Below are 24,880 nucleotides of genomic sequence, written 5' to 3'. Positions count from 1 at the left end.
CTCAGCGCCTGGTGGCGCGGTACCACTCGATCGTCTTTTTTAAGCCTTCCTCAAAGCCTGTGCGGGCTTCAAAACCAAACGCTTTTCTGGCCCGGCTGGTATCCAATGCGCGGCGCGGCTGACCGTTAGGCTTACTGGTATCCCAGACGATCCGACCGGTAAAACCAGTTAATGAAGCGATGAGCGACGCCAGATCGCGGATGCGTATCTCATAACCAGAACCCAGGTTGACCGGCTCCGGCGAGTTATACGCTTCGGCAGCGCGCACAATTCCCTCTGCGGCATCTTCCACATAGAGGAATTCGCGGGTGGGCGAACCGTCGCCCCACAATACCACCTCATCCTGCCCGGTTTCTTTTGCCTCAAGGAATTTGCGTATCATTGCCGGAATGACATGCGAGGTTTGCAGGTCAAAGTTATCTCCCGGGCCATAAAGATTAACCGGTAAAAGGAAGATTGCGTTAAACCCGTACTGCTGACGGTACGCCTGAGCCATCACCAGAAGCATCTTCTTCGCCAGCCCGTAAGGGGCATTGGTTTCTTCGGGGTAGCCATTCCACAGGTCTTCTTCTCTGAAGGGCACCGGGGTGAATTTGGGATACGCGCACACCGTGCCGATGGCCACGAATTTTTCCACGCCCATCTTCCAGGCTTCGTGCATGAGCTGCACACCCATCATCAAATTGTCATAGAAAAACTCCGCCGGGCGTTCGCGGTTGGCACCGATGCCCCCCACATGAGCCGCCAGATGGATGATCAGATGTGGCCGGCTATCGGCCAGGGCGCGTTTCACATCTTCTGGCTTCACCAGATCATATTCCTCATAACGTGGGACAAAAATTTCCCCTGCTCCCCGCTCTTCCAGCCTGCGGGTGACAAACCGCCCCAGGAACCCTGCGCCCCCGGTGACACAGACTCGTTTCCCTTTCCAGAAATCATTCATGTTGCAACTCCGCAGGTAAGTTACCCGCTGAACGGGAGGGTATGGAGCCATCCCAGTCGACCAGAATTTTCAACCCATCGATGTGTAAAACCGGTGCCTGACAGGTATCATCCAGCTCAAATCCCCGCTCCAGGCAGGTAAGGCGGCAAACCTCTGCCACATCCCCTTCACCGACCAGGCGCGCGCGGTGTGTACCGGCAGCCTGCACCTCATCGATCACCGCCAGCATCCGCTCACGCACCAGCCGGTAGAGCCGGAAGGAATTCTGAATATAATCCACCGTCAGACGGGCGCGCAACGCAAGGCCCTCCGGGGTGATGATATAACGCAATTTGCGCCGTTCCACACGGCGCACCTTGACATATCCCTTCTCTACCAGACGTTTGAGATGCCAGTTGATGGTGCCCACAGCCACCCCCAGCACTGACGCCAGACTGGCCTGGGTGGCGTCTGGGTCTTGCTCAATGGTCTCAAGGATGACCAGGTCACGGTCAGTTTCTGAGTGAAGGCTCATGGTACCTTTCAATATTCAGTTGTTGAATTATAAACCCGGCAGGCAGGCCGGTCAAGGGGCAGGTTCGCCGCCGTTCCGGGGCTCACCCCCCAGCATCGGCAGGAAGATCGCCCCCGGCAGGCTGGCGAGCATGAACAGCAAACGTAACAGCACTGCCAGCGCCAGACTGGTTTGCATGGGCACTCCCCCAAAGTGCGAATATAGATACGCGATCGAAACTTCCTGCAGCCCCAGCCCGTTAATGGTCAGGGGCGCCAGAGAAAAGAAATAGCTGAAGCTCCACAACCCGCCAATTTGCCAGAGCGGTATACCATACCCCATTCCCTGCAACAGCACCCCTACGGTGAGGTAGGTGGCCAGCATGTGCCCAAAAGTACAGGCAAACGCCCCCACCAGCCCCGCCGGATGCCTCAACCAGGTCACCAGGCTCTGCAGCATGCTGCGTAAAAACCTCAGCCCGCGTTCCCGCAATCCCTGCACCCACGGGATCATCCCCGCCCAGCTCAGGTTCCATACCTGCCCGGAAGGGTTCACCCCCCCTGGGGAAGCGAGCACCACCGCCAGCCCCACCGGCAGAAGCAACGCCATGCCCGCCATGCCCACCAGTCGATCCACCACCAGTGACGCGGCCACCACCCCGGCATCCATACGCAGGAAAACGCCCCCCGCCAGACGAACTACATCGCCCCCCACAGTGGAGGGAAGAAAATTCGAGGAAAACAGGCCGGTAAACACCAGCTGAAAGGTCTGCCAGAGCGAAATCCGCGCCTTTGCTGAACGTAACAGCACATACCAGCGCAGGGTGACGAACACGCGTGAGCACAGGACGATTCCCAGCGCAAGCGCCAGAGATGCCGCCGGAATGCCGCGTACCACTCCGGCAAATTCACCCCAACCCTGGCGAGAAATCAGGTATCCCAGCAGGCCCAGGGAAAGCAGGGTTCCACCCACCCGCCAGAACGAAATCCGTCTGCCGCGCGTGGATTGCAAAGCATCATCTCCATTCATGAATAGCACCCCTCGTTATGGCTACTTCGGGAGAAAGATTTCCACATTGGGCACGGGTAGAGTGAAGGCCGTCTGATAGTATTTGCGAATATAAACCGTGATATTTTCAACCCAGGCATTGTTTTCTTCTGCAAACGAAGATTGTTCGGGGTCTTTCACCACCTCGTTCTCCATACTGGTTACAATCACCCGAAAACGATGATTGCGCAGGTCTTCCCGAAACCGTTCAAGATACCCCTGATGGTTCGAGATGGCCATTTCTGAGAGGGTAAGCAACTCATAATCTGGCACCAGCTTTATCCCGGGGATTTTACCGAACAGAAGCAATTGCCGCTGGGTGATAAACAAAACCTCGCCATCCTGCCCGTGAAAGGTCACAAACTCACGCAGCCATTTCAAATCTGCCTCAGCCTGGCGGGCATCACGCTGAGCAAAGGGATGGCCAACGTTGAAATTCCACGCAACCGGGATCACCAGCAGGAAAACTGCCAGCACCCAGTGACGCCAGGCAAAGGCTGCCCCGCCTTCCTCTGAGACGCCCCGCCCGAACCACAGCCCCCCCACCATAACCATCACCAGCACCAGATAGGCATCCAGGTTGTGAATGTTGCTCCCCCCGCCAATTTTTGTGCTCACAACCAGCCCGCCAGCAAACAGCGCGGCCAGGATTGCTCCCAGCCCCAGCAATCGCAACGGGTGCCATGCCTTCCGGTTTTGCCCAACGGAAACTCCCAGAAAGGTCAGCGCAGGTGCCGTAATGAGCAAAATAGCCGGAAGAACACCCATAGGATAGGTGGGATTGGGCAAGAGACGATACCAGAGCAGGGCCGAGGTGAACGTAGAGGCAAATCCACTGGTATCCTCATGCCCCGAGACCAGAACGTAGGCCGCCTGCGCCGCCAGCGCTGCGGCCAGGCCTGCCACACCCCAGCCCAGAGGCCTGAGGAGATACTGCCACCAGCTACGGCTCGTCTGCACTGGCGTTTCAAGAAAATAAAGCACCGCGGCCAGCATAGCCGGAACAGGGAACCAGTTGACCCGACTGATCCCCGCCCAGAGCGAGGCGAGCACAACGAAGAACAACGTCTTCCCGTAACGTTGACGATCGAACCCCACCAGGACCAGCACCACACACACCAGCAAGTGGTAGTAAACCGGCCCCTGCAACAAAAACAGTGCCGCCCAGATCACCCCGATCAGAGATACCCAGCGGTTTGGTGGGCGCAGGGTGCGCATCAGCGCCCAACCGGCCGCCAGGCTCATTCCCAGCCAGAGGAACACCTGCCACAACCGGTGCAACCAGAGCGGCGTCCCCCCCAGCAGAAAAGGCAGCCCCAGGAGCAGATAACGGCTGGGATGTAACGCCGAAAGGGGAATCGAGAACCCGTAGAGCCGCCTGGCATACGGCAAAGAAGCATAATAATACCGGCTTGCCTCTGACCACGACAGGCTGAAAGGATATGTGGATACATCCGGCAGGAAGCTGAGTGCCTTGAGGCCAAACCCATAGACCAGGGCCGAGACCAGCACCGCCCAGAAGACCGGCAACTTTCTCCAGCGTGCCGTCAGGAAGAAAGCCCCAACGCCTGTCGTCAACCCGAAGAGCCACAGACGCGGGTAGGGTGCGGCGAAATGCTGATCGAAGCGCCACAGCACCACCCCCACGTACACCACCCACGTCAGCCCAAAGCCAGCCAGCCCCACCCAGGCCCATCGTCCAGCCCATGTGCTCAGGCGAGCCACCAGCGAGCATAACCGCCCGGATAGCGGGGTAAAAAGGGAGACCGCCACCAGAACCTGCGCCAGCGCAAGCAAGATCGCTACCGCCAGCAACCCCACCCATTGCCAGGAATAAAAGCCAACCGCTCGCCCCGACATGCTTCCAATTTCAAAAAGCTGACGAATGGCCGGAACGGCCAGAATGACCAGAAACAGGCAAAAAAACCGCTCCACCCAAAGCGCCGGGGGAACCCCTCGTTCAGGTTGTTCCAGATTAATCGTCTTGGGAGTGACCATTGGGGGAAAGATTGACCAGCTTTCGAATGGTATAGGTGGGTTTTCCCTGCGATTCGTGGTAGGTACGCACCAGCAATTCAGCGATCAATCCCATCAGAATCGACTGAAAGCCCAGGATGAAGATCATTGTGCTCATTTGAAAGAGCGGCGAGCCCAGCACTGAAACCCCAAAAAACACCCGCCGGATAAAGAGGTAGAGCAGGCCGATCCCGGAGAGGGTCATCAACCCGATGCCCGTGCCGCCGAAAAGATAAATCGGTTTATTCGCATAACTGCTGAGAAACTTAACTGTAAAGAGGTCAAGGATCACCTTGGCCGTGCGCTCCAGACCGTACTTGGCCTTACCAAAACGCCGGGGATGATGACGAACAGGCAATTCAATGATTCGTGCGCCCACCGAGCTGGCATATACCGGAATAAACCGGTGCATTTCACCATACAGCTTAAAACCGGTCAGCACTTCACGGCGGTAGGCTTTCAAGGTACAGCCATAATCATGGAGATGCACCCCCGTAACGGCAGAAATCAGCCCGTTGGCCAGGCGCGAAGGGAGCGTTCGGGTGGCAAAATCGTCCTTGCGGTCTTTACGCCAGCCACTGACCACATCATACCCTTCGGCAATCTTCTCCAGCATCCGGGGAATATCTGCCGGGTCATTCTGCAGATCGGCATCCATCAACACCACCACGTCGCCCGATGCATGATCAATGCCCGCGGCAATGGCCGCCGTCTGTCCGAAATTCCGGCGCAGGGCAATGATGCGCACATGTTCTGCATCTTTCCCGGCCAGGGCCTCCAGAGCCTTCAGGCTGCCATCCTTGCTGCCATCATCCACCAGAAGCACCTCCCATTCCAGCCCCAGCGGTGCCACTGCCGTGGTGATCGCCTGATAAAGCAAGGGAATATTTTCTTCTTCGTTATAGACGGGGACAACGATCGAAAGGTCCATACCTGGTCCGTTTGTAGATAGTCAAAGCCCTTACAGCGGGTTTATTATATCGCAAAGCCTGTGCCCTCTGCGCCCATCATGCCGATCGGCGCAGGCGATCCAGGATCCACCCACCCGCCAGCACCCCCGCACTGAGAATCAGAATGATACCCATCATCATCGTCAGGGGTAACCGGCCACCCAGGTGAAAATACCGGCTGAAATACCACTGGGTGAAAAAGCCAAGAAAAATCGCTTCTATCAGCAACCAGCGGCCCAGCCAGCGGTCGCGCTGCACCAGGGCCCAATCCAGCGCCCAGCCCGCCACCAGCGCCATCTGCGGCAGGAAAAGCGTTCGGTAACGGGGATTATCGGTCATATCGCCTCCGGCGCGTAATGCCGCCACGCCCATCCAGGCCACCACCATCACCACCGCCCAGAGCACCAGGCGCTTTCGTCCGGCGGCGCTTTCCTTCCAGGCCGAAAAAGCGGCATAAACCACCATTGGGGCAAGCGCATACCACCCCAGAGAACGCATCAGCACAATGCCCTTCCAGAGGGGTAAAGCCGGGTCGGCAATGGCTGCCGGAAGCACCGGCTGTGCCAGCCCGTAGACCAGAATTACAGGGATCCTGAACCGATCCCCAAGTTCATCCATCAGCGCCGACAGCCTTCCTGATCCTCGCAGGGTTAAAACCTGATCCCACACTGAAGCCTCGCGGAACCATCCCCAGGTTAGCCACACAGCAGCCAGCGCCCCCACTCCCAGCCCGGCCAGACCCAGCCACTTCCAGGCTTTCCCACTTTGCCCGGCAGTATATTCCAGCCAGAAAAGCAACGCCAGTGCACCCGCCACAAACAGTGCCGAACGGGTGGCGAAAAAGAGCATGGCGGGCAGCGAAAAACTCAACGCCAGCAGAGCGCCATACCGATTCTCTCGCTGCGCCAGCACCCCCCACAGGGCCACTGCCCCCAGTCCGAGTAAAAACGGCTCGCGCATTTGCGACGCCGAAAAAAAGAGGCCATCAGGATAGAGGATAAAAATCCAGGTTGCTACCAGCGCCGCCCGGGAACTCAGGCGCAGGTGCAATGCCCGCCACAGAAAGGGAACACCCAGGGTAAAAAAGAAGCTCCCCAGGATGAGAATCAGGAATGGGCGGTGCACATCGGGGCTGAGAAAGCGGTAAATCACCGCACTGGTGAGCCCCAGCCCACCGTATTGATCGGATGCCAGTGAAAGCTCCGGATTAAAGAGCAGGCGTTCTCCCGACTGCGCCAGCGCAAACGCCTCACGGTCACGGTGGTAAGCATCCGGGAAAAGGTACCCGGCCTGCTGAGGTTCTTCAGGATAACCCCATACCGGAAGTGCCAGGCTCAACCCCACTCCCAACCCAAGGCGCAGGCCAAAGGCCAGAATCATCATCCACGCCAGGGTTCTCCCCCCACCAGCCCATCGCCAGGCACTGAGGAGAACAAAGGTGCTCAACGCCAGCAGAAACCCGCCTGCCAGCCAGCCACGCCACACCACCCCCTCATAGAGCCAGGCCAGCGGCCATCCCAGAACGGCCCCCGTCCCCAGGCTGATCACAACTCTCCAGCCAGTCGAATCCTTCCAGCTTTCCTTCACAATCCCTCCAAACATTTGCGTTCGCGTTCCAGCCAGGTATAACGTTCGGCCAGCCTTCGTGTACGCAGTGCCAGGAGCGCACGCAATTCTTCATCACCGGCCAGGCGTTCCAGCGCTGAAACCCACGCCGGCAAGTCTTCAGGCGGGGCAAACAGCGCATGCTCTTCGTCCAGCACCTCACGGATCACGGGCAAATCGCTGGTTAAAATAGCGCGTCCCGCTCCCAGATAGTCAAACAGCTTCATCGGGCTGCAAATTTCCGCCGAGTTCCCCCCGCTGCTCCCGGCAATCGAACGCCCGTAAGGCATCAATAAAATATCTGCCGCCGCCTGATACAACGGCAAACGCGCATTGGGAATAAAGCCGGTGAAGGTCACATTCTCCATACCGGCGGCCAGTTTTCGATAGGTCTCCACATCCTCCGGGCGGCCCCCCACCCATAAAAATTGCAAACCCGGGAAGCGCCGCGCCAGCCCCAGGAACAGATCGCCCCCGCGCCCGGCGTACAAATGCCCGGTGCAGCCTACCGTCAGCCCTTCGGGGAGACCAAGCCAGCGCCGCGCCTTGATCGGCGAGGGAAGTCCAAGATACCGCTCCAGGTCAACCCCGTTGGGCGCAATCACCTGATCCTCTGACGGCAACAGCCGCCCCAGGCGCCGCTCCAGAGCCGACTGCAATGCACGGGTGATCATTACCAGGCGTTTCTTCCCTGGCAGGCGTAGAAAAGCGCGCATCCACAACGGCCCGAACCGCCCGGTGGACAGGTCGTGGGCTTCAAAGAGCGCCGTTTTGCCTCCCGCCAGTGCAAATACCGCCGCCTGAATGGCCCAGGAGTAAACCAGGTCAGCCTTCTGCAAACTGGCCAGGCGTACCGCCCGCCAGGCAAAGTCATTCCGCTTCAGGCGCGGGCTGGCGGGGAGCTTTTTAATCTCGAAGGCCACGGTGATGCCATAAAGCTCAGCCAGTTCCTCGCGGTTTACTTCGCCCTCGCCCGGAAGGTACAGGTGCACCTCATGCCCCAGCCGGGTAAGGGCGTTGCAAACTTTCATCACCTGGATGCTGTTTGCCGTTTGAGAGGGCACCTGCGCGGTAGAAATAGCAGCGATCTTCATGGGGTTTCCAGAATAGCCCACACCGGGAAATGATCAGACGGGAATCGTCCATCTCGTGCGGTGCGGTCAATGCCAGCCTCCAGCACCCTCAATCCCTCCGATACAAGAATCCAGTCGATGGCCTGAGCGCGGGGCAACCTGCCGAACGCATGAAAGGTTCCTTCCCCTCGCCCATCCGGTTGAGCCAGGCGCAGGGCATCCCATAACCGGCGTGGTGTTGCCCGGCCCAGGAGCGTCCGATATACCAGACTGCGTTTACCGGCATTGAAGTCACCCGTCAACATCAGGGGAATTGGCAACGGCAGGTCGTCAATCACCTCGCGCAGCAGGTGAGACATTCCCCTCACCGCCAGGGGGAGATAATCAAGATGGGTGTGAATCCAGTAAAGTTCCTGCCCACTGACGCGATGGCGCAAGCGGAGTTGCACTGCCGTGCGGGCATAGGCCGCTCCCCAGCCCGTTGAACCGGGAACATCGGGCGTAGGGCTGAGCCAGAAAACCCGATCTTCCAGAACCTCAAAAGCCTCGCTCCGCACCAGGGCCGGGGTCATTTCCAGTGGCGCCGGGCCGTTCCCACCACGCCGCACCCCGTACCAGGTATACCCCGGTAAAGCGGCCCGTACGTCTGCCGATTGTTCTGCATCGTGCACTTCTTCCAGCCCAAGCAGGTCTGGAGCAAAGGAGTGAATCCGCTCCAGCGCCAGGTCACGGCGGTTAGCCCAGGCATTTTCTCCATCCCTGGCTTCAGCGGTGCGCAGGTTAAATGTCATCACCCGGATCATACTTTCTTTTCCACCACCTCCATCAAGGATTCTGCTTCTGCACCCATTCCCACCCCGCGCATTCCACGCCACACCATCACGCCTACCGAAGTGGCAAAATAAAGCGAAAGAAACCCCGCCTCGGCCACGTAGCCTGCCCCGGGGAGAAAAACCACCCCCAGCGCCAGTTTTCCCAGCATCGCCCAGAAGCTTACCTTCAGAGCGAAATCAGCCCATCCCTGCGCCAGTAAGAGCGGACGACTCCAGAAGAGGGTATTGGCCAGCCCATAACCGATCATCAAGACCAACAGCACCGGGTAAGCCGGGAGATACTGGCTATCGTAGATGTGAAAAGAGCGCCCCAGCAATTCAAATCGAGAAAAGAGCACCTGCCGGCCTGCAAGGAGTATGCCCAGCATCACCATCGCCGTCCAGCCGCCAGCAATCAGACTCACCTGGCGCAACAGACCGCGCAAACGCCGCCAGGCTTGTTCGGCCACGGCGCGCGTAATTTCCGGGAAGGTGGTGCTGATGAAAGGATTGATCGGCATCACCACCAGGTTAATCAGTTGAAGCGCTGTTTTGTAGTACCCCGCCACCACCGGCCCGAAGAACAGCCCCACCCAGGGCACTTCGCTGTCACGGGCGATCAGATTAATCGTCGCGCTGAAGTTGGTTGAAAGGGCAAACCGCACCAGCTCGCGCCAGGGAGGTAAAAAGGAAAATGAAACCCGCCACCACCCTCGCCTGACCGCCCGCGGCATCCAGTACAAAGCGGCAAATACTGGCCCCATTCCCAGAATCACTTTGCCAATCAGGTAAGCCCAGAGCACATCCATCAACCCGCCGCCCTGCAGTGCAGCCCGGATGATCAACCCCGCCACCAGCACACTTTGCGCCAGGTTGATCAACGCCTGAGTGCGGAAGTGCCCGGTCACCTGAAGCACCCCCGTGGCCGTCTCGCAAATCAGGTTCGCCAGGATCGAAACCCCGTAGAGGAGGAAGAGCGGCGTCAGCTGAACATCTTTAGCAAAATAACGAGCGCCCAGCGGAGCAAGGGCGGCCAGCACGCCAAACGCCGCCAAGGAAGTGAGCGCCTCGGTCAATGCTGCAGCTTTTACCACTGCTGCAGCGCGTTCTTTTTCCTTCCGCGCCAGAGCATCACCCACGTAGCGCACCACCACATCGTTCATGCGAAAGGAGAGCAATCGATTGATGTTGGTGACAAATCCGGTGATGATCCCAAGCGTCCCAAAAACCGCCACCCCCAGCAGGTTGGCAGTGACGATCCCCAGCACTGCCGCGATGACATTACTCGCAAACAGATAGGTAGAATTGCGCACCACCCGCCGCAACAGACGGTCACCGGTAAAAGTGCGCACCCGTTCAGAAAGCGAACTCATGCCGTAATCACCTGGCTGGCCCAACTGCGCTCAGCCAGATACCAGTCCACCAGTCGCTTCATTCCCTCATCCAGGGTCACCTGGGGTTCCCAGCCAAGCAATTGACGCGCTTTGGTGATATCGGCCTGGTTGGCGAGCATATCGGCTTTATGGGCAGGCTGGCGTTCGATAATGGCTTTTTCGCCCAGCAAACGTTCCAGCCGGGCAATCATCTCATTCATCGAAATGACCTCATGCCCGCCGAGGTTGATAATTTCATACCCTAACGGTTTGAGGCCGGCAATGGTACCGCGGGCGATGTCATCCACATAGGTAAATCCCCGTGTCTGTGTGCCATCGCCGTTCAGCCGCACCGGGCGGTGCTCTTTAATCCACTGCGTGAAGCGGAACATCACCATATCCGGGCGCCCGGCTGGCCCGTACACGGTGAAATAACGGAAAATGGTCACATCGATATCATACAGATAATGGTACGCATGACACATGGCTTCTGCGCCCTTTTTACTCGCCGAGTAAGGCTGAAGGGGGCGGTCACTGGAGGCGCTTTCTGGCGTGGGCAGGGGAGCGTCGTTGCCATAAATGCTCGACGTGGAAGCCAGGATAAACTTCTTCACCCCCTGACGTCGGCATGCCTCCAGCAGATTGAGCGTTCCGGTCATGTTGGTGCTCACGAACACCCAGGGATTCTCCACCGAGGCACGCACCCCGGCACGCGCCGCGAGATTGATCACCCCGGCGAACGGCTCACCCGTGCTGAACAATGCATCCACTGCTCCCCGCTCGGAAATATCCAGCGCGCTGAAGCGAAAACCCGGCCGCTCCAGCAGGCGGCGCAGACGGTAATGTTTAAGGCGCACATCGTAAGAGTCACAGAGGTTATCTGCTCCAACCACCTCATGCCCCTCATCCAGGAGCAATTCACACACCCGCGAAGCAATGAAACCGGCGGCACCGGTGACCAGATAGCGCGCCATCACAACCTCACCACCTTGGGCGACCGCTTTCCCAGGGCTCCCAGAGCATTGCGTGTGTCAATGACGAGGTTCGCCACCTCATGAATGGCCGGGTAGTCGTACCAGCGATGATTCGTCACAATGACCACCGCATCGGCAGAGCGGGCTTCATCCAGCAAAGCGCCGTCAGCAATCGACTCCATCTGCCAGCCATCGTGGTCAAACCGCGGGATATATGGATCGTGGTAAACGACCTGTGCCCCTTTGGACTGCAACAGATGGATGACGTCCAGCGCGGGACTTTCCCGAATGTCATCCACATCGGGCTTGTAAGCCACACCCAGCACCAGAATGCGGCTGCCTTTTACGGGCTTACCACGGTCATTGAGGGCATCCTGCACCTTGCTGACCGCGAACCGCGGCATGTTGGTATTGATTTCTGAGGCCAGCTCGATGAAACGCGCATTGTAGTTGAGCGATTTCATCTTCCAGGAAAGATACAACGGGTCAATGGGGATGCAGTGCCCGCCGATGCCCGGCCCCGGGGTAAACTTCATGAAGCCAAAGGGCTTGGTGGCAGCTGCGTCAATCACCTCCCACACATCAACCCCCAGACGATCACACATGATGGCCAGCTCGTTGACCAGCCCCAGGTTAATCATGCGGAAGGTATTCTCCAGCAACTTGGCCATTTCAGCCACTTCGGCGGAAGAAACGCGCACCACTGTATCCAGGGCCTGGGCATACCAGGCGGTGGCCACATCCGAGCAATCCTCAGTGATGCCGCCCACCACTTTGGGGGTATTCTTGGTTGTCCAATCGGTGCGGCCAGGGTCCACCCTTTCGGGAGAAAAGGCAATAAAGATTTCCTGCCCGGCATTCAACCCTGAATGACCCGTCAGGCGTGGGAGCACCATCTCACGGGTGGTACCCGGGTAGGTGGAAGACTCCAGCACCACCACCATGCCGGGGTGCACATACGCCGCCAGCCCCTCAGTGGCCGAGGCAATAAAGGAAAGATCAGGGTCGCCCGTTTTTCGCAGCGGCGTGGGAACGCAGATCGAAACCGCGTCAACCCCCCGGCAGACGGAAAAATCGGTGGTTGCTGAAAGCCGCCCCGCCTCGACGAGCCTCTTCAAGGCCTCAGATGGAACATCCAGAACATAACTCTCACCGCGGTTGACCCGCTCTACCTTTTCCTGCACCAGGTCAACCCCTATCACATTGAAACCCGCCTCGGCAAACACCACCGCCAGTGGCAGGCCCACATACCCAAGGCCCAGTACGGCCACAGTAGCCGTACGGTTCTGAAACTTCTGAATTAAGGCATCCTTATAGGAACTCACATCTCCCTCAAATAGAATTGGATGGATGATTCGAACGGAAAGATCGATTAAAACAAAGATAACTGGGTGGGTTCATCTTTTTGAGGCGCCGGAGTTTCGGGGTCGGAACGTTGGCTTTCGACCGCTTTGGGCACAGAAGTTCTCGCCTGCCGGATGAACTCAGAAAGCCGGGAAAAATCCCGCTCCACCTGGGTTTTAAGTGAAGGCTGATGCAACGCAGCCGCCGGATGATACATGGGCACCACCAGCCGTCCGCCTTTCCAGAAAGGCTGGCCATGTACATCACTGATGCGCACCCCCGGAAGGAACTTAGCCATCGAGAAGCGCCCCAGAGTCACGATCACCCGTGGGTTAAGCGCCTCAATCTGGCGGTCAAGGTACTCACTGCAGGCAGCCAGCTCTTCGGGCAGAGGGTCACGGTTGCCGGGTGGGCGGCATTTCACCACATTGGTGATGAACACCTCTTCACGTTTCACCCCACCGGCGGCCAGCAACTCATCAAGGAACTTCCCGGCGGCCCCAACGAATGGCCGCCCCTGTTCGTTTTCGTAAAAGCCCGGCCCTTCCCCGATGAGCATCACCTCAGCGCTGGCCGGGCCTTCGCCGGGCACAGCCTTTTTGCGGGCAAAATGGAGCTGACAGCGGGTGCAAACCGCAGCCTGTCTGGCTACTTCATTGAGCACACTTTGCGCATCCAATAGAACCCTCCCCGCCCTGTTCTGTAAAAGAGCCGCTTTCTCTCTCCCCAACCGTGATCGTTTCAGGGGTAAGCGGGTCCAGCGTCATCAACAGAGCGTCTTCAAAATTATCTTTGTAATAACGGGGGCGCACCCCGCTCAACTCAAACCCAAATGCGCGATAGAGACTCTGAGCCGCCAGGTTACTCCGGCGCACCTCGAGAAAAGCCAGCCGCGCGCCGCGTTCCAGCCCGGCCTGCAGGCCCTTTGCCAGTAAGCGGCGAGCAATCCCCATCCGCCGGTAATCCGGGTGCACGGCCAGGGTGGCAATGTGCAGTTCATCCAGAATCACCCAGTTGACCATCATCCCTACCACCTCGGTGCGGCCATCAGGGTGCACCCACTCGGCCACCCAGCAAGAAGCGTGCGGGTTTTCGGCCACCTCAAAGCGATAACTGCGCTCTGACCAGGGAAGGCTGAAGGATAGCACATCGATCTCTCGCACACGCGGCACATCTTCCAGGGTCATCGGGCGCACGATCATGTTCCGGGCAGGGCTGATAGGGATCACGAGGGAATGGCCTCCGCCACATGAAGATAGATCGGCGCCAGGCTGTTCACTTCATCTACCTGGCCCTCCTTCCAGCGCCGCCAGGCCAGTTCGGCCAGAAAGGACGGGCGGCGTACACACTGTGCTGGCGAGGCCAGCAACGCCACCCGGCGTACCCGCGCAAAGACCTGCCGCTCAGCCGCGCTCAACTCACCCACGACCAGGGTGGGGTTTTCGATCTGCGCCGCGAGTTCCTCAGCCGTGACAATAACCGGTTCGGACTGTGCCTTCCAGCGTCCCCGATCCACCCGATACCACACCAGAGCCAGCCGCCCGCGCCCGGCCTGCAACACCGCGGCCATCGGAAGCTCACGCAGAGGTTGGGCCGCGGCCAGGAAGTCCAGCGTGGGCACCCCCACCACCGGCACGTGTAATGCCAGCGCCATTCCCTTGACCAGCGCCAGCCCGATGCGTAACCCCGTGAACGACCCCGGCCCCAGAGCCACCCCCAGGCATTCAATCTGCCCGGCAGAGACCCCCACCTGTTCCAGCAGGCGCGCCACAGCCGGGGCCAGCTCCACTGTGTGGTGCCCGCGGGTCATCCACCCGGCTTCTCCCAGAACCCGGTCGCCATCGTAAAGCGCCAGCCCGATCCATTGCGTGGATGTATCTACAGCCAGCAGCACATCATCCTCCAAAAGCTTTCTGCCTGAAGCCGTTCAACAACGCCTCGTACCGCGGGCCGAAAACGCGGAACACCATTCCGCGCTGTTCTTCAGCCACCCAGCGCAGTTCCACCCACATCCGCTCAGGGGGTAAAATCGAGCGAATCCGATCCGCCCATTCCAGCACCAGTGCCCCATGCTCCATAATCGAAATCAAATCCAGATCTTCGGCTTCCAGCGCATCCCGCAGGCGATAGGCATCCATGTGGTAGAGAATCTGCCCGCCCGGCCGCCGGTATTCATTAATCAGTACAAAACTGGGGCTGGAAACAGCATCCAGCGAGCCCCAACCCTGGGCAATTCCCTGCACCAGAGTGGTCTTTCCACTGCCCAGATCACCCGACAGACAGATCAGATCACCCGGCTGCAACAACGAACCCAGCCGCGTTCCCAGCCGGCGGGTTTGCTCGGCACTGCGGCTCAGAAATTCAAAGGTATGGGCATCCAGGATCGGCATAAACCCATTATAAGACAGAAATGACTGAGCATGTCCGCCCTGCCCGGGGGCGGGGATTACTTCACATCCACCTGCCTGGCCAGCAGACGGGCGATCTCCCGGGCGGCCTGCGGACGGGCCAGCGTCCTGCAAACATGCGCCGCCCGCCAGCGTTCTTCGGGGCGCTCCAGCCAGCAGCGTACCGTCGCCACCACCTCGGCAGGTTCCGGAGCCCACACCCCGGCTCCACTTTCCACCACAAAGGTGACGTTCCCGTCCTCCTGCCCGGGCATCTTGCTGTAGAGGATCATCGGCAGTCCCGCAATGAATGCTTCGCTGATCGTCCCCGGCCCGGCTTTGGTCACCAGCATATCAGACGCATGCATGAAGGCCGGCATTTCATGCACAAAACCATAAATGAAAGCCGGAATCTTCCAGCGCCGCTGTTCCAATCGAGCCCGTAACACCCGGTTGCGCCCCGTAACCACCACCAGGGCCGCTTTCACCCCCGAATCATCGATCGCCTCTGCCATTTCTTCCAGCGGGCCCATTCCTTCTCCGCCTCCCATCATCAGGATGACGGGCAGGTCTTCTGGCCAACCCAGTCGGGCGCGCAGTACTGGCCGGGCATCCTGGAGCTGGCAGAACCGATCCGCCACCGGCATCCCGATGACGGTCATCTGTTCTGGCTTCATCCCGACCTTCAACCCATTCCTGAAAGCCTCTTCAGTCGGGACGATGACGTGCGTGGCCCGCGTGGCATACCAGGCGGCGTGGGTGGTCACCATATCGGTCACCACGGTAATAAAAGGCAACCTGTGCATCGAAACCAGCCGTGCCACAGGGACATTGATCAGCTGGTGCACTGAAACCACCAGATCGGCCGGGTGCTCCTCCAGCAGGGTGCGCAGGTTTCGTCGGATATACGGCCAGATGACGTTATAAAAAAAACGCGTCCGGCGCGGGCCATCGCTTAATCGATAGCCCATCCCCCAGACGCGCGGAAGCCGTGAAAGGGGAGGGTAAATGCGCGGAGCCAGGTTGAACGGAGGCGGCGCATATTCTTTGAAAATATCCACCATTTCACAGGTGATTTTGCGCGGGAATTCCAGATTGAGCGCCTCAATGATCGCTTCGGCGGCACTGCGGTGCCCTCCGCCTGTATCGGAAAACAAAAAGAGGATGCGCCGCGGCTCAGCTCCGGGCTGGCTCATGCTCACCTCCTCGTTCGATCTTCTTAGCCCGCCGCGCCAGTTCACGCCGGGTGAGTAAAACAACCCGCCCGCACTTAAGACACTCCAGACCAATATCTGCCCCCAGCCGCACAACCTTCCATTGATACCCGCCGCAGGGGTGGGGTTTCCTCAGGGTTACCACGTCTTCCAGTTTCAGGTCGGGTAGCACGAACTGATTATACCATTCGAGATGGTATAATCTCTTTACCTTTTACTGGCGCTCCTCTGAAAAGAGATTTCCCATGCTTAACCTCGACCCTCTGACCCTCCTTTCGCGTCTCATCACCCTGGTGATTGCTCTGACCTTTCATGAATTTGCCCACGCCAAAACCGCCGATGCCCTCGGCGACCCCACTCCGCGGATGCACGGACGGCTTACTCTCAACCCTCTGGCCCATCTCGACCCCCTCGGTTCGCTGATGATGGTGTTTGCCGGGTTCGGCTGGGCCAGGCCGGTGCCAGTTAATCCTTATGCACTCGGGAAGCGTTCTCCGGCGGCCTACATGCTGGTTTCACTGGCCGGTCCGCTCTCGAACTTTTTACTCGCGGCACTGGCGGCCATCCCTCTGCGTTTGGGCCTGCTCAATCCACTGTTCGGCAGCGGGTTTGAAGGCACCCTTTACAGCTTTCTCAGCCAGTTCATTTTTCTCAACCTGATCCTGGCGTTTTTCAATCTTATTCCTCTGGCCCCGCTGGACGGCGATAAAGTGGCCGAGTATTTCTTTCCCCCCTCCTGGGCACAAACCCTGGAGCGTATCCGCCCTTATGGGCCGCTCATCCTTCTCGTTCTTCTTTTTGGCCTGCCCATGCTGGGAATCGATGTGTTCGGCACCCTGCTCATTCCTCCCATCCGAACGGTATATTTCCTGCTCACCGGCTGAAACCCGGCGCAAGCAGGCATCCAGACAACCCGCCAAAATTTACAACCATCGATGAGCCCGGTTCGGGGTTATTGCATTCGAGGGAAGCGTGCCGCATTCATTAAAAGGATTGGATTACGTCAGGATCAATATCCATTTCTTTGCCTTAAGTGCCCGTTCGCAAACCCTGGCGCCGCTGGTGGTGCCTCTGCTTGTGCAACAATTTGTGGGAGAAGACATCAAAGGGGCCACGTATGGGACGATTCGCCTGTGGGCACTTCTGGCCGGACTGCTGGCTCAGGCATTCTTCGGAATGATTTCAGACCGCACCCGTTCACGCTGGGGTCGGCGGCGGATTTATATCGCCGCCGGTACGATTCTCGAAGGCATCGTTTTACTGGGCATGGGGATGTTAGCCGGCATACAGGGCAGAGAAGGGGTAAGCCTGCTCCTGACACTGTATGTGCTCTCCATGGTTGCCTCAAATGCCTCCAATGTGGCCACTCTCAGCTTCATCCCCGATCTTGTGCCTGAAGAGCATCGCGGATTGGCCTCGGGGGTGAAGGTATGGTTTGAGGTTCCCCTGCCACTTCTGTTCGTTGCACTCGTCACCGGCAGACTCATCGCTCAGGGTCAGATGATGACGGCGCTGATCGTTCTGGTGGGATGTATGCTGGTCTGCATGATGATAACCATGACCGTGCCGGAAGAACCCTGGGTAGCGGATGAATCCCGGGCATTCTGGAAGCCCCTGGCCCGCCTGGTGGGCATGACGGCAGTCTTCGCCGGGGTTATTCTGGGAGCCGGAGCCGGGGTAAAAGCTCTCCTTTCCCTGATCCAGGGGCCGGGAAGTGCCTCCAGGTTCATCGCGGGTGGCGGGATCGGGCTGGCGGCGATGGCCCTCAGTGTGGGAGCAGGCGTCTGGCTGGGATTGCGCGTGGCCCTGGGCGGAGCCTTTCATTCGGACGGAAATCACTCCTTCACCTGGTGGGTGATTAACCGCCTGGCGTGGCTGACGGCTTCCAACAATATCGGGGGGTTTCTGTTGTTTTACTTTCAGGAAAAATTTCCCCAGTGGCGCGGAGAACACGCCGCCGCCCCGGTGGCAGGGGTTCTTTTCATCGCCGGGATATTTACCCTCAGCACGGCGCTGATCGGCGGCTGGCTGGCCGACCACATGGCCAAAAAGCCGCTCGTGGTCTGGAGCAGCCTGCTGGGTGCTCTTGGAACGGCGGGGGTGATCCTGGCGCCTGCTCCCGGCTGGGTGTATGCCAGCGGGGGAATGTTCGGAGCCGCCGTAGGTTTGTTTTATGCCGCCAGCTGGGCGCTGGGCACCCGGCTTGTTTCACCCGCCCGGACAGGGGCTTTACTGGGGCTTTCCAACCTGGCCGGGGCCGGGGCAGGGGCCGTGGGAGCATACCTGGGCGGCCCTATTGCCGATCAGTTCGGCTATACCCTGCTCCTGGCGATTCTGGGAGCATTATTCCTCCTCTCGAACCTGGCCCTGTCACAGGTAAGAGAACCCGGCGCCAGCATCAGTCAGCCTCAGCATTGAGCAGAGCGAGCACCTCGGGTAGAAGAGCCTGGCTGGTGGCCAGCGCCTCGCGGGCGTAAATGGTCTCCTGACCTTTCCAGTCTCCAAAATACCCGCCCGCCTCACGGAAAATGGGCGGGAATGGGGCGCAATCCCAGCTTTCCATGATCGGGTCAAGCATGACCTCGGCGCGCCCGGTGGCCACCAGCAGGTAGCCGTAGGCATCTCCCCACCCCCCACGGTGGTAAGCGGCCTGTTTCAGCCGCTCCCAGGCGGCGCGCTTGCCGGTTTTATCAAAACTCAGTGGGTCAGTGCTGGTTACCCAGGCGCCCTCCAGGCGGTTCACCTGAGAAACCCGCGCCGGGCGGCCATTCCACCAGCAACCCAGGCCATCCGCGGCGGCCAGCATTTCATCCATGGCGGGGAAGTAAGCCGCCCCGGCTACCACCCGCCCTTCGACCTCCAGCCCAATCAGCACTGCGTACAGGGGAATGCCCCGCAGGAACGATTTCGTCCCGTCAATCGGGTCAATAAACCAGCATCGGCTGGCCGAAGGTCGCTCCGACTGGCCAAATTCTTCGCCCAGGATGGTATCTGCCGGAAAGCGTTCCTCGATCCGCCTGCGGATGAGAGTCTCAGCGGCGCGATCGGCCAGGGTCACCGGGGTTCGGTCGGCCTTGTAATCGGCCTGAACACCCGTCTGAAAGTAGGCCAGGGTGAGTCTGCCGGCCAGATAGGCCGTCTCGGTGATAAAGTCGAGGACAGGCTGCAGGGAAGAAGGCATGGGCGTTCTCCGGAAAGAAAAAAATAGAAAGACTGACCTATGATAACACAGCCAGCCTTCTGCGAGAAACGCCAGGATGGGAAATTAATCCACGGGTTCAGCCCACCCGGCCGGATCGGCGTAAGGGGAAAGTGGAAAAGTTCGCTGAGTCTGGGTCAGCAATCCTTCAACCTGCCCGGCTTTGAGCGGATGATAGAAAAGATACCCCTGAGCAAGGGTGCATCCCAGGCGTTGCAGAAAATCACGCTGGGTGGTGGTCTCGATGCCCTCAGCAATGGTCTGCATCTTCAATTCTCTCGCCACTGCCATGATAGCGCTGATGAGATTGTTGCGGCTGGCATGGTCAATGGCCCAGATGAAGCTTTGATCGATCTTGAGCGTCTTGATGGAAAAATGCTGTAAATACCCCAGCGAGGAATAGCCGGTGCCAAAATCATCCAGCATGCATTCCACCCCCATCTCTTCCAGCCGGTTGAACACATGCACCACCGCGTCTACATTATTGAGAAAGACCGACTCGGTGACTTCCAGCTTTAGATGATGGCTCTGCAGGCCATACTTGAGGAGGGTTTGACGCACAATTTCATGAAAACGCACATCAAGGAACTGGGCTGTGGAAATATTGACACTGACGAAACTTTCATCGGGAGCCAACCCCGCCTGCAACCAGGACGAGAATTGTCGGCAGGCTTCATCGAGCGCCCACTCGCCAATGGAGAGAATTTGCCCGCTTTGCTCGGCCAGGGGGATAAAGCTGGCCGGTGAAATCAACCCGCGCCGGGGATGGTTCCAGCGCAGGAGGGCCTCAAGCCCCACGATGCGCTCACTGCACAGTTCAACGATCGGCTGGTAATACAGCTCAAACTGCTGGCGGCTCAACGCATAGCGCAGGTCAGCCTCCAGCGTGATGTGATCAATCGCCCGATCGCGCAGAGCCGGATCAAAGAAGACGTAACACGACCTGCCCCGTTCCTTGGCCCGATACATGGCCAGATCCGCATCGCGCAGAACATCCTCAGGGTTTTGATACAGGCTCAAATTCCAGACGATCCCAATGCTGGCCCCGATGAAAACCTCTTGCCCTTTCAACGTGAAAGGTTTACTGAGCGCTTCCACAATCCGGCGGGCGGCGGTTTCGATTCCCGAAAGGCCGTTGGTATTCATTAGCAGGATGACAAATTCATCGCCCCCCAGGCGCGCCACCAGGTCAGAACTGCGCAGACATTTCTGAATGCGCTGGCTCACTGCCACCAGCAATTCGTCTCCGGCAATGTGCCCCAGGCTGTCATTGACCAGTTTAAACCGGTCACAATCCAGAAACATCAACGCACTCGTCTCACCAGAGCCTGAAGAAATCTGCCGCAGGACAATGTTCAGATAATCCATGAGAAAGGTGCGGTTGGGCAACCCGGTGAGGTGGTCGTGCGTGGCGGCATAACTGAGCTGTTGCTTGGTTTCCATCTCCACCTGGATCTGCTTTTCCAGCTCACGGTTGGCCTTCACCAGTTCCATCGACTGTCTGCTCAGCATCTCCATCGCGTGGTTGAGCCGGCGGTTGAGGTCAATATTGTCCTTGAGAGAGAGAATCTGCCGGATCATGACCAGGAAAATCATCCCTCCGATCATGGCCACCAGTGTCTCAAATTGCACCGGGATGCGTTCTTTATGGCTGGGAATGAGCAGGGCGAACCCCCCGAACAGCCAGAGATAGGGCAAGTAGTTGTCCCAGTGCAAAGCGATGTGCTGAAGCCCACGCCCCAGGAATGAGTTTACCTCCAACCCTGCCTGCTTTTCCTTGTATGGGAGCAGCAGATGCAGTCCGCTCCACGCAAAGCACAGGTAAGCCACGTTCCATAAAAGATCGAGGAAATCGCCCGTCTGATACACCCCTGCCGTGGATTGAAAAACAAAGGCAAGGTCAGCCGCCAGATACAAGAGCAAGCCAAAAGCAAAAAGGGAGAGCGAAAGCCGCCGGTGATCGGCTGGTTGCATGTAGAGCAGCACAATAACCACCGAGAAAATCAGAATATCCCCCATCGGGTAGGTCAGAGAAACCACCCGTTCAAACCACGATTGCCCGGCGAGCGATTGCTGAAGAGGGGTGAGCACAAACATCACAATGCTGACCACCCCGCCCAGGATCACCACCCCGGCATCCAGAATTCCCTGAATGGCTTCCGCCAGGCGCAGCGGTTTTCGCGGATAGAGGAGCACCCCCAGAAGGAAGAGAGGATAATTACACAGGTAGAGGGCGTCCGCAATCGATGGGAACGGGATTTCACCGGAAGTCATTTCCAGCACAGACCAGGCCACTTCGCCCAGCCCGCTCATCAGCACCCCGGCCGCAAAAACCGCCCAGGCCAGTCCCAGGCGGCGCGAACGCCGCTTCAGCCTCCAGGCTACCCAGAAGAGAACCCCCGCTGAGGCCAGACCACCCAGCGGGGCAAGAATATCAGAAAAAAGGCGTTTGAGGTCGGGCTGTGAAACAAACCATACCATACCCACACTGGCAAAAAGATACGCCCCGCTGAAAAGGAGCATCACTTTTTGCCAGGCAGGCAAAAAAACACGGGAAGAGTCAGGCATAATCCATTGTCCAGATGGTTCTTATTTTAATCTCCCCCGCACAGAATGCAGTTAACACATCTGCAAGGTGCAAAACCCCTGAAGAGCCAGGCCAGCCTGTAAAACCCATGGAAACCCGCCTCCCCAGGGGCAAAAACTATAACCAGCCCATCCTCTTAAAGGAAAGAGAAAATGGGATAAAATTACCCCACCAAGGAGGAATCATGAGTACACCAAACGGAGAACCCATCCAAATGGTCAATGGCGCCTTGAAGGTGCCATCCAACCCGATTATCCCCTTCATCATGGGCGACGGCACCGGCCCGGATATCTGGCGGGCGGCGGTGGCGGTGTTCGATGCCGCGGTGGAGAAAGCCTACCATGGGGCGCGGCGCATCGCCTGGATGGAAGTGCTGGCCGGTGAAAAAGCGTTTACCCAGCTGGGCACATGGCTGCCCGAAGAAACCGTGCAGGCCTTCCGTACCTACCTGGTCGGCATCAAAGGCCCGCTCACCACGCCCATCGGGGGCGGCTTTCGCTCGTTGAATGTAGCCCTGCGGAAAGAACTCGACCTGTACGTGTGTCTCCGCCCGGTGCGGTACTTTGCGGGGGTGCCCTCACCGGTAAAGCACCCCGAACATGTGGACATGGTCATCTTCCGCGAGAACACTGAGGATATCTACACCGGCATCGAGTTTGAATTTGGCACCGAGGCCAATGCTGCCTTCAAACGCCTGTTGCAGGAGCATTTTCCCAAGGAATACGCCAAAATCCGTTTCCCCGATACCGCCGGGTTCGGAGTCAAGCCGATTTCCAGAGAGGGCACCTTCCGGCTGGTGCGGGCGGCCATCCGGTATGCACTGGAAAACAAACGCCGGAGCGTCACCCTGGTGCACAAAGGCAACATCATGAAATATACCGAGGGCGCCTTCCGCAACTGGGGCTATGAACTGGCTGAGACCGAATTTGCCCAGCAGGTCTATACCTGGGCGCAGTGGGAGCGCACCCGCGCCGAAAAAGGCGAAGAAGCCGCCAACGCCGAACAGGAAGCTGCCCTGAAAGAAGGAAAACTCCTCATCAAGGATGTGATTGCCGATATCGTCTTCCAGCAAACCATCACCCGTGCCCGTGACTTCGACGTGTTGGCCACCATGAATCTGAACGGCGACTATCTTTCGGATGCGCTGGCCGCCCAGGTGGGGGGAATTGGCATTGCCCCGGGTGGCAACATCAACTACGATACCGGCCACGCTGTCTTCGAAGCCACCCACGGCACCGCGCCCAAGTATGCCGACAAAGACATGGTCAACCCTGGTTCGGTCATCCTTTCAGGAGAGATGATGCTCCGTTACCTCGGCTGGGCAGAAGCCGCTGACCTGATCCTTCGCGGTATGGAAGGCGCCATTGCGGCAAAAACCGTTACCTATGATTTCCACCGCCTTATGGAAGGCGCCACCCTGTTGAAATGCTCAGAGTTCGGGCAGGCCATCATCCGGCACATGGATGATTGAGAAGGTTTCTGGACGCTGTCTCATATCAGAACAGGCCGCCGGTGCGGCCTGTTGTTTTACCTCCTGACTTATTTGTAAGTTGACACCCCCGTTGTTTGTTTTAAAATGAGAAACAAAAACATGCGGCTGGGAAGGAAGCGGAATTGAATCAAAGGTATTTTCGGAACTCCGAAAGAGGCCAATCGGTCCTGGAGTATGCCCTGATTATTCTATTAATGGCAGGGCTGACCATTCTGGCTTTATGGTTCCTGGGCGGCGGCGTGCGTGACGCCCTGGCGCGCCTGTTCCAACAACCCACCTCTGGTGGAGAGGAACCCAACCCGATTGTGGAAGAAACCCCCTCCCCCATGGATTCCCCGGGTGATTTCTTCATTGCCCTGGTGGATGATTTCCTTGATAAAGCCGGGCTGGACTGGAACATCGCCAATGGCAACTGGCTGGTAAAAGACGGCCTGTTCCAGAGCGCCGGGCAGGGTTCCCTTGCCTGGGTCAAGGTTCCCCTGCCCGACTATACCTACTCGGTTGATTTGATCACCCTCAAAAGTGGGAAGAAGTCAGCCAGTCAGGTTACCCAGGCAGTGGTGCGCTTTCAGGATGAAAAGAATTACTACGCCATTATCCCCAATACCAACGGGATCATTGAGCTGGCCAAAATGCAAAACGGCGTATGGTATCCGTCACTGGCCGTGGCCAGTGTTGGGGTTAACCCCGAAAAGATGAACGCCCTGCAGGTAAAGGTGAGCGGCAGCCAGATTGAAGTCAGCCTCAATGGCACCCTGGTCATCCGCTATAACGACCCCAGCCCCATTCCCTCCGGCGGGGCGGGGGCAGTGAACAACGGCTCTGCCGGAGCCATCGATAACGTCCGAATTGAGCCGAACCCATGAGCACCGAAAAACCTCCCTCTGTTGATATTCCAGACGAAAACGACCTGCGCGCCCTGCGTGAGGCCGCCCGCGAACAGGTAGAGACCTCGGCCAGCACTCCACCCGAGCGGCGCAGGCTTTCACCCTATCAACGCAGGCGGCTCTTTCATGCCCTGCGGCTGAGCGGGGCGGCAGTGGGCAGTGTGCTTGTCACTGTTTTGCTCATCCTGGGCATGGTGCAATCCCTCGAATCCCGCCCCGTCGGCCCGCCCGGCACAGTCACTGGACGGGTGACCAACTTCGCGGGTATTTCCATCATGAACGTGGTGGTGCGCGTTGAAGGACTGGATGGCGTGCAGACCTTCACCGGGCCTTCGGGTGAATTTACCCTGCCGCAGGTACCTGCCGGAACCCGGCGGGTGGTGGTGGAGCTTCCCGGGGTCAGCGGGGTGACCGTGCCGGTTCGGGTCATTCCCAACCAGACCGTCGACGTTGGGGTGCTTCAGCTCTACACCCCCTGAGGTGG

At 58.5% G+C, this 24,880-nt stretch carries 24 protein-coding genes; 5 read left to right on the top strand and 19 right to left on the bottom strand.

What is annotated here, in order from left to right; genetic code table 11:
- Nucleotide 1: 1 nt before the first annotated feature.
- The 17 genes from ATHL_RS00560 to ATHL_RS00480 form a co-directional block, all read right to left on the bottom strand.
- Nucleotides 2–943 (bottom strand): GDP-L-fucose synthase family protein, encoded by a 942-nt coding sequence (locus ATHL_RS00560; RefSeq protein ID WP_084001056.1) that lies wholly within the window; start codon nt 941–943, stop codon nt 2–4.
- Complete coding sequence (locus ATHL_RS00555; protein WP_062188776.1) at nt 936–1,457, bottom strand: winged helix-turn-helix transcriptional regulator; 522 nt, start codon at nt 1,455–1,457, stop codon at nt 936–938. Before ATHL_RS00555 ends, ATHL_RS00560 begins: the two co-directional genes overlap by 8 nt.
- A gap of 51 nt (nt 1,458–1,508) precedes the next feature.
- Nucleotides 1,509–2,465, bottom strand: a complete 957-nt coding sequence (locus ATHL_RS00550) for a lysylphosphatidylglycerol synthase transmembrane domain-containing protein (protein ID WP_062188775.1) — start codon at nt 2,463–2,465, stop codon at nt 1,509–1,511.
- A gap of 21 nt (nt 2,466–2,486) precedes the next feature.
- Nucleotides 2,487–4,481, bottom strand: coding sequence for a hypothetical protein (locus ATHL_RS00545; RefSeq protein WP_062188774.1), 1,995 nt, complete (start codon nt 4,479–4,481; stop codon nt 2,487–2,489).
- A complete protein-coding gene (locus ATHL_RS00540) occupies nt 4,459–5,430 on the bottom strand; it encodes a glycosyltransferase family 2 protein (protein WP_062188773.1) in 972 nt (323 codons plus the stop codon). Before ATHL_RS00540 ends, ATHL_RS00545 begins: the two co-directional genes overlap by 23 nt.
- A 76-nt stretch (nt 5,431–5,506) precedes the next feature.
- Nucleotides 5,507–7,036, bottom strand: a complete 1,530-nt coding sequence (locus ATHL_RS00535) for a hypothetical protein (RefSeq protein WP_162787524.1) — start codon at nt 7,034–7,036, stop codon at nt 5,507–5,509.
- Entirely contained in the window at nt 7,033–8,148 is a 1,116-nt protein-coding gene (locus ATHL_RS00530) for a glycosyltransferase family 4 protein (protein WP_062188771.1), read from the bottom strand. Before ATHL_RS00530 ends, ATHL_RS00535 begins: the two co-directional genes overlap by 4 nt.
- On the bottom strand, nt 8,145–8,918 hold the full coding sequence (locus tag ATHL_RS00525) for an endonuclease/exonuclease/phosphatase family protein (protein ID WP_162787523.1): 774 nt from the start codon (nt 8,916–8,918) through the stop codon (nt 8,145–8,147). The genes ATHL_RS00530 and ATHL_RS00525 overlap by 4 nt, the downstream gene beginning before the upstream one ends.
- 8 nt (nt 8,919–8,926) lie before the next feature.
- Nucleotides 8,927–10,312 carry a lipopolysaccharide biosynthesis protein gene (locus ATHL_RS00520; RefSeq protein ID WP_062188769.1) on the bottom strand — a complete coding sequence of 462 codons (1,386 nt, stop codon included), beginning with the start codon at nt 10,310–10,312 and terminating at the stop codon, nt 8,927–8,929.
- The gene (locus ATHL_RS00515) at nt 10,309–11,286 is read right to left on the bottom strand and encodes an NAD-dependent epimerase/dehydratase family protein (RefSeq protein WP_062188768.1); all 978 of its coding nucleotides are present in this window, start codon (nt 11,284–11,286) and stop codon (nt 10,309–10,311) included. The genes ATHL_RS00520 and ATHL_RS00515 overlap by 4 nt, the downstream gene beginning before the upstream one ends.
- Nucleotides 11,286–12,611 (bottom strand): nucleotide sugar dehydrogenase, encoded by a 1,326-nt coding sequence (locus tag ATHL_RS00510; RefSeq protein WP_084001055.1) that lies wholly within the window; start codon nt 12,609–12,611, stop codon nt 11,286–11,288. Before ATHL_RS00510 ends, ATHL_RS00515 begins: the two co-directional genes overlap by 1 nt.
- A gap of 47 nt (nt 12,612–12,658) precedes the next feature.
- Nucleotides 12,659–13,309, bottom strand: coding sequence for a uracil-DNA glycosylase (locus ATHL_RS00505; RefSeq protein WP_062188766.1), 651 nt, complete (start codon nt 13,307–13,309; stop codon nt 12,659–12,661).
- Complete coding sequence (gene rimI, locus ATHL_RS00500; RefSeq protein ID WP_062188765.1) at nt 13,284–13,859, bottom strand: ribosomal protein S18-alanine N-acetyltransferase; 576 nt, start codon at nt 13,857–13,859, stop codon at nt 13,284–13,286. The genes ATHL_RS00505 and rimI overlap by 26 nt, the downstream gene beginning before the upstream one ends.
- Nucleotides 13,856–14,524, bottom strand: coding sequence for a tRNA (adenosine(37)-N6)-threonylcarbamoyltransferase complex dimerization subunit type 1 TsaB (gene tsaB, locus ATHL_RS00495; RefSeq protein ID WP_062188764.1), 669 nt, complete (start codon nt 14,522–14,524; stop codon nt 13,856–13,858). Before tsaB ends, rimI begins: the two co-directional genes overlap by 4 nt.
- Nucleotide 14,525: 1 nt before the next feature.
- Complete coding sequence (gene tsaE, locus ATHL_RS00490; protein ID WP_062188763.1) at nt 14,526–15,020, bottom strand: tRNA (adenosine(37)-N6)-threonylcarbamoyltransferase complex ATPase subunit type 1 TsaE; 495 nt, start codon at nt 15,018–15,020, stop codon at nt 14,526–14,528.
- Between the two features lie 56 nt (nt 15,021–15,076).
- On the bottom strand, nt 15,077–16,213 hold the full coding sequence (locus ATHL_RS00485; RefSeq protein ID WP_062188762.1) for an MGDG synthase family glycosyltransferase: 1,137 nt from the start codon (nt 16,211–16,213) through the stop codon (nt 15,077–15,079).
- Nucleotides 16,194–16,403 (bottom strand): DUF951 domain-containing protein, encoded by a 210-nt coding sequence (locus tag ATHL_RS00480; RefSeq protein WP_084001053.1) that lies wholly within the window; start codon nt 16,401–16,403, stop codon nt 16,194–16,196. Before ATHL_RS00480 ends, ATHL_RS00485 begins: the two co-directional genes overlap by 20 nt.
- A gap of 73 nt (nt 16,404–16,476) precedes the next feature.
- Here ATHL_RS00480 and ATHL_RS00475 point away from each other — a divergent pair, with 73 nt between their 5' ends.
- Entirely contained in the window at nt 16,477–17,115 is a 639-nt protein-coding gene (locus ATHL_RS00475) for a site-2 protease family protein (RefSeq protein ID WP_062188761.1), read from the top strand.
- 88 nt (nt 17,116–17,203) lie between these two features.
- Nucleotides 17,204–18,649 (top strand): MFS transporter, encoded by a 1,446-nt coding sequence (locus tag ATHL_RS00470; protein ID WP_062188760.1) that lies wholly within the window; start codon nt 17,204–17,206, stop codon nt 18,647–18,649.
- Here ATHL_RS00470 and ATHL_RS00465 read toward each other — a convergent pair.
- Both ATHL_RS00465 and ATHL_RS00460 read right to left on the bottom strand, forming a co-directional pair.
- A complete protein-coding gene (locus ATHL_RS00465; RefSeq protein WP_062188759.1) occupies nt 18,630–19,412 on the bottom strand; it encodes an inositol monophosphatase family protein in 783 nt (260 codons plus the stop codon). The genes ATHL_RS00470 and ATHL_RS00465 overlap by 20 nt on opposite strands.
- 84 nt (nt 19,413–19,496) lie before the next feature.
- Nucleotides 19,497–21,998: a putative bifunctional diguanylate cyclase/phosphodiesterase gene (locus ATHL_RS00460; RefSeq protein WP_062188758.1), complete on the bottom strand. Its 2,502-nt coding sequence runs from the start codon at nt 21,996–21,998 to the stop codon at nt 19,497–19,499.
- Nucleotides 21,999–22,201: 203 nt separating this feature from the next.
- On the opposite strand from ATHL_RS00460, the gene icd reads away from it, so the two are divergent.
- The 3 genes from icd (at nt 22,202) to ATHL_RS00445 (ending at nt 24,875) form a co-directional block, all read left to right on the top strand.
- Complete coding sequence (icd, locus tag ATHL_RS00455) at nt 22,202–23,488, top strand: NADP-dependent isocitrate dehydrogenase (RefSeq protein WP_062188810.1); 1,287 nt, start codon at nt 22,202–22,204, stop codon at nt 23,486–23,488.
- 143 nt (nt 23,489–23,631) lie between these two features.
- The gene (locus ATHL_RS00450) at nt 23,632–24,375 is read left to right on the top strand and encodes a 3-keto-alpha-glucoside-1,2-lyase-like domain-containing protein (RefSeq protein ID WP_062188757.1); all 744 of its coding nucleotides are present in this window, start codon (nt 23,632–23,634) and stop codon (nt 24,373–24,375) included.
- Nucleotides 24,372–24,875: a carboxypeptidase-like regulatory domain-containing protein gene (locus tag ATHL_RS00445; RefSeq protein WP_062188756.1), complete on the top strand. Its 504-nt coding sequence runs from the start codon at nt 24,372–24,374 to the stop codon at nt 24,873–24,875. The genes ATHL_RS00450 and ATHL_RS00445 overlap by 4 nt, the downstream gene beginning before the upstream one ends.
- The last annotated feature ends 5 nt before the right edge of the window (nt 24,876–24,880 follow it).

The organism is Anaerolinea thermolimosa (assembly GCF_001050195.2).
Classification (GTDB): domain Bacteria; phylum Chloroflexota; class Anaerolineae; order Anaerolineales; family Anaerolineaceae; genus Anaerolinea; species Anaerolinea thermolimosa.
The sequence above is the reverse complement of the archived record's forward strand: the minus strand, read 5'-3'. Positions and strand labels throughout refer to the sequence as shown.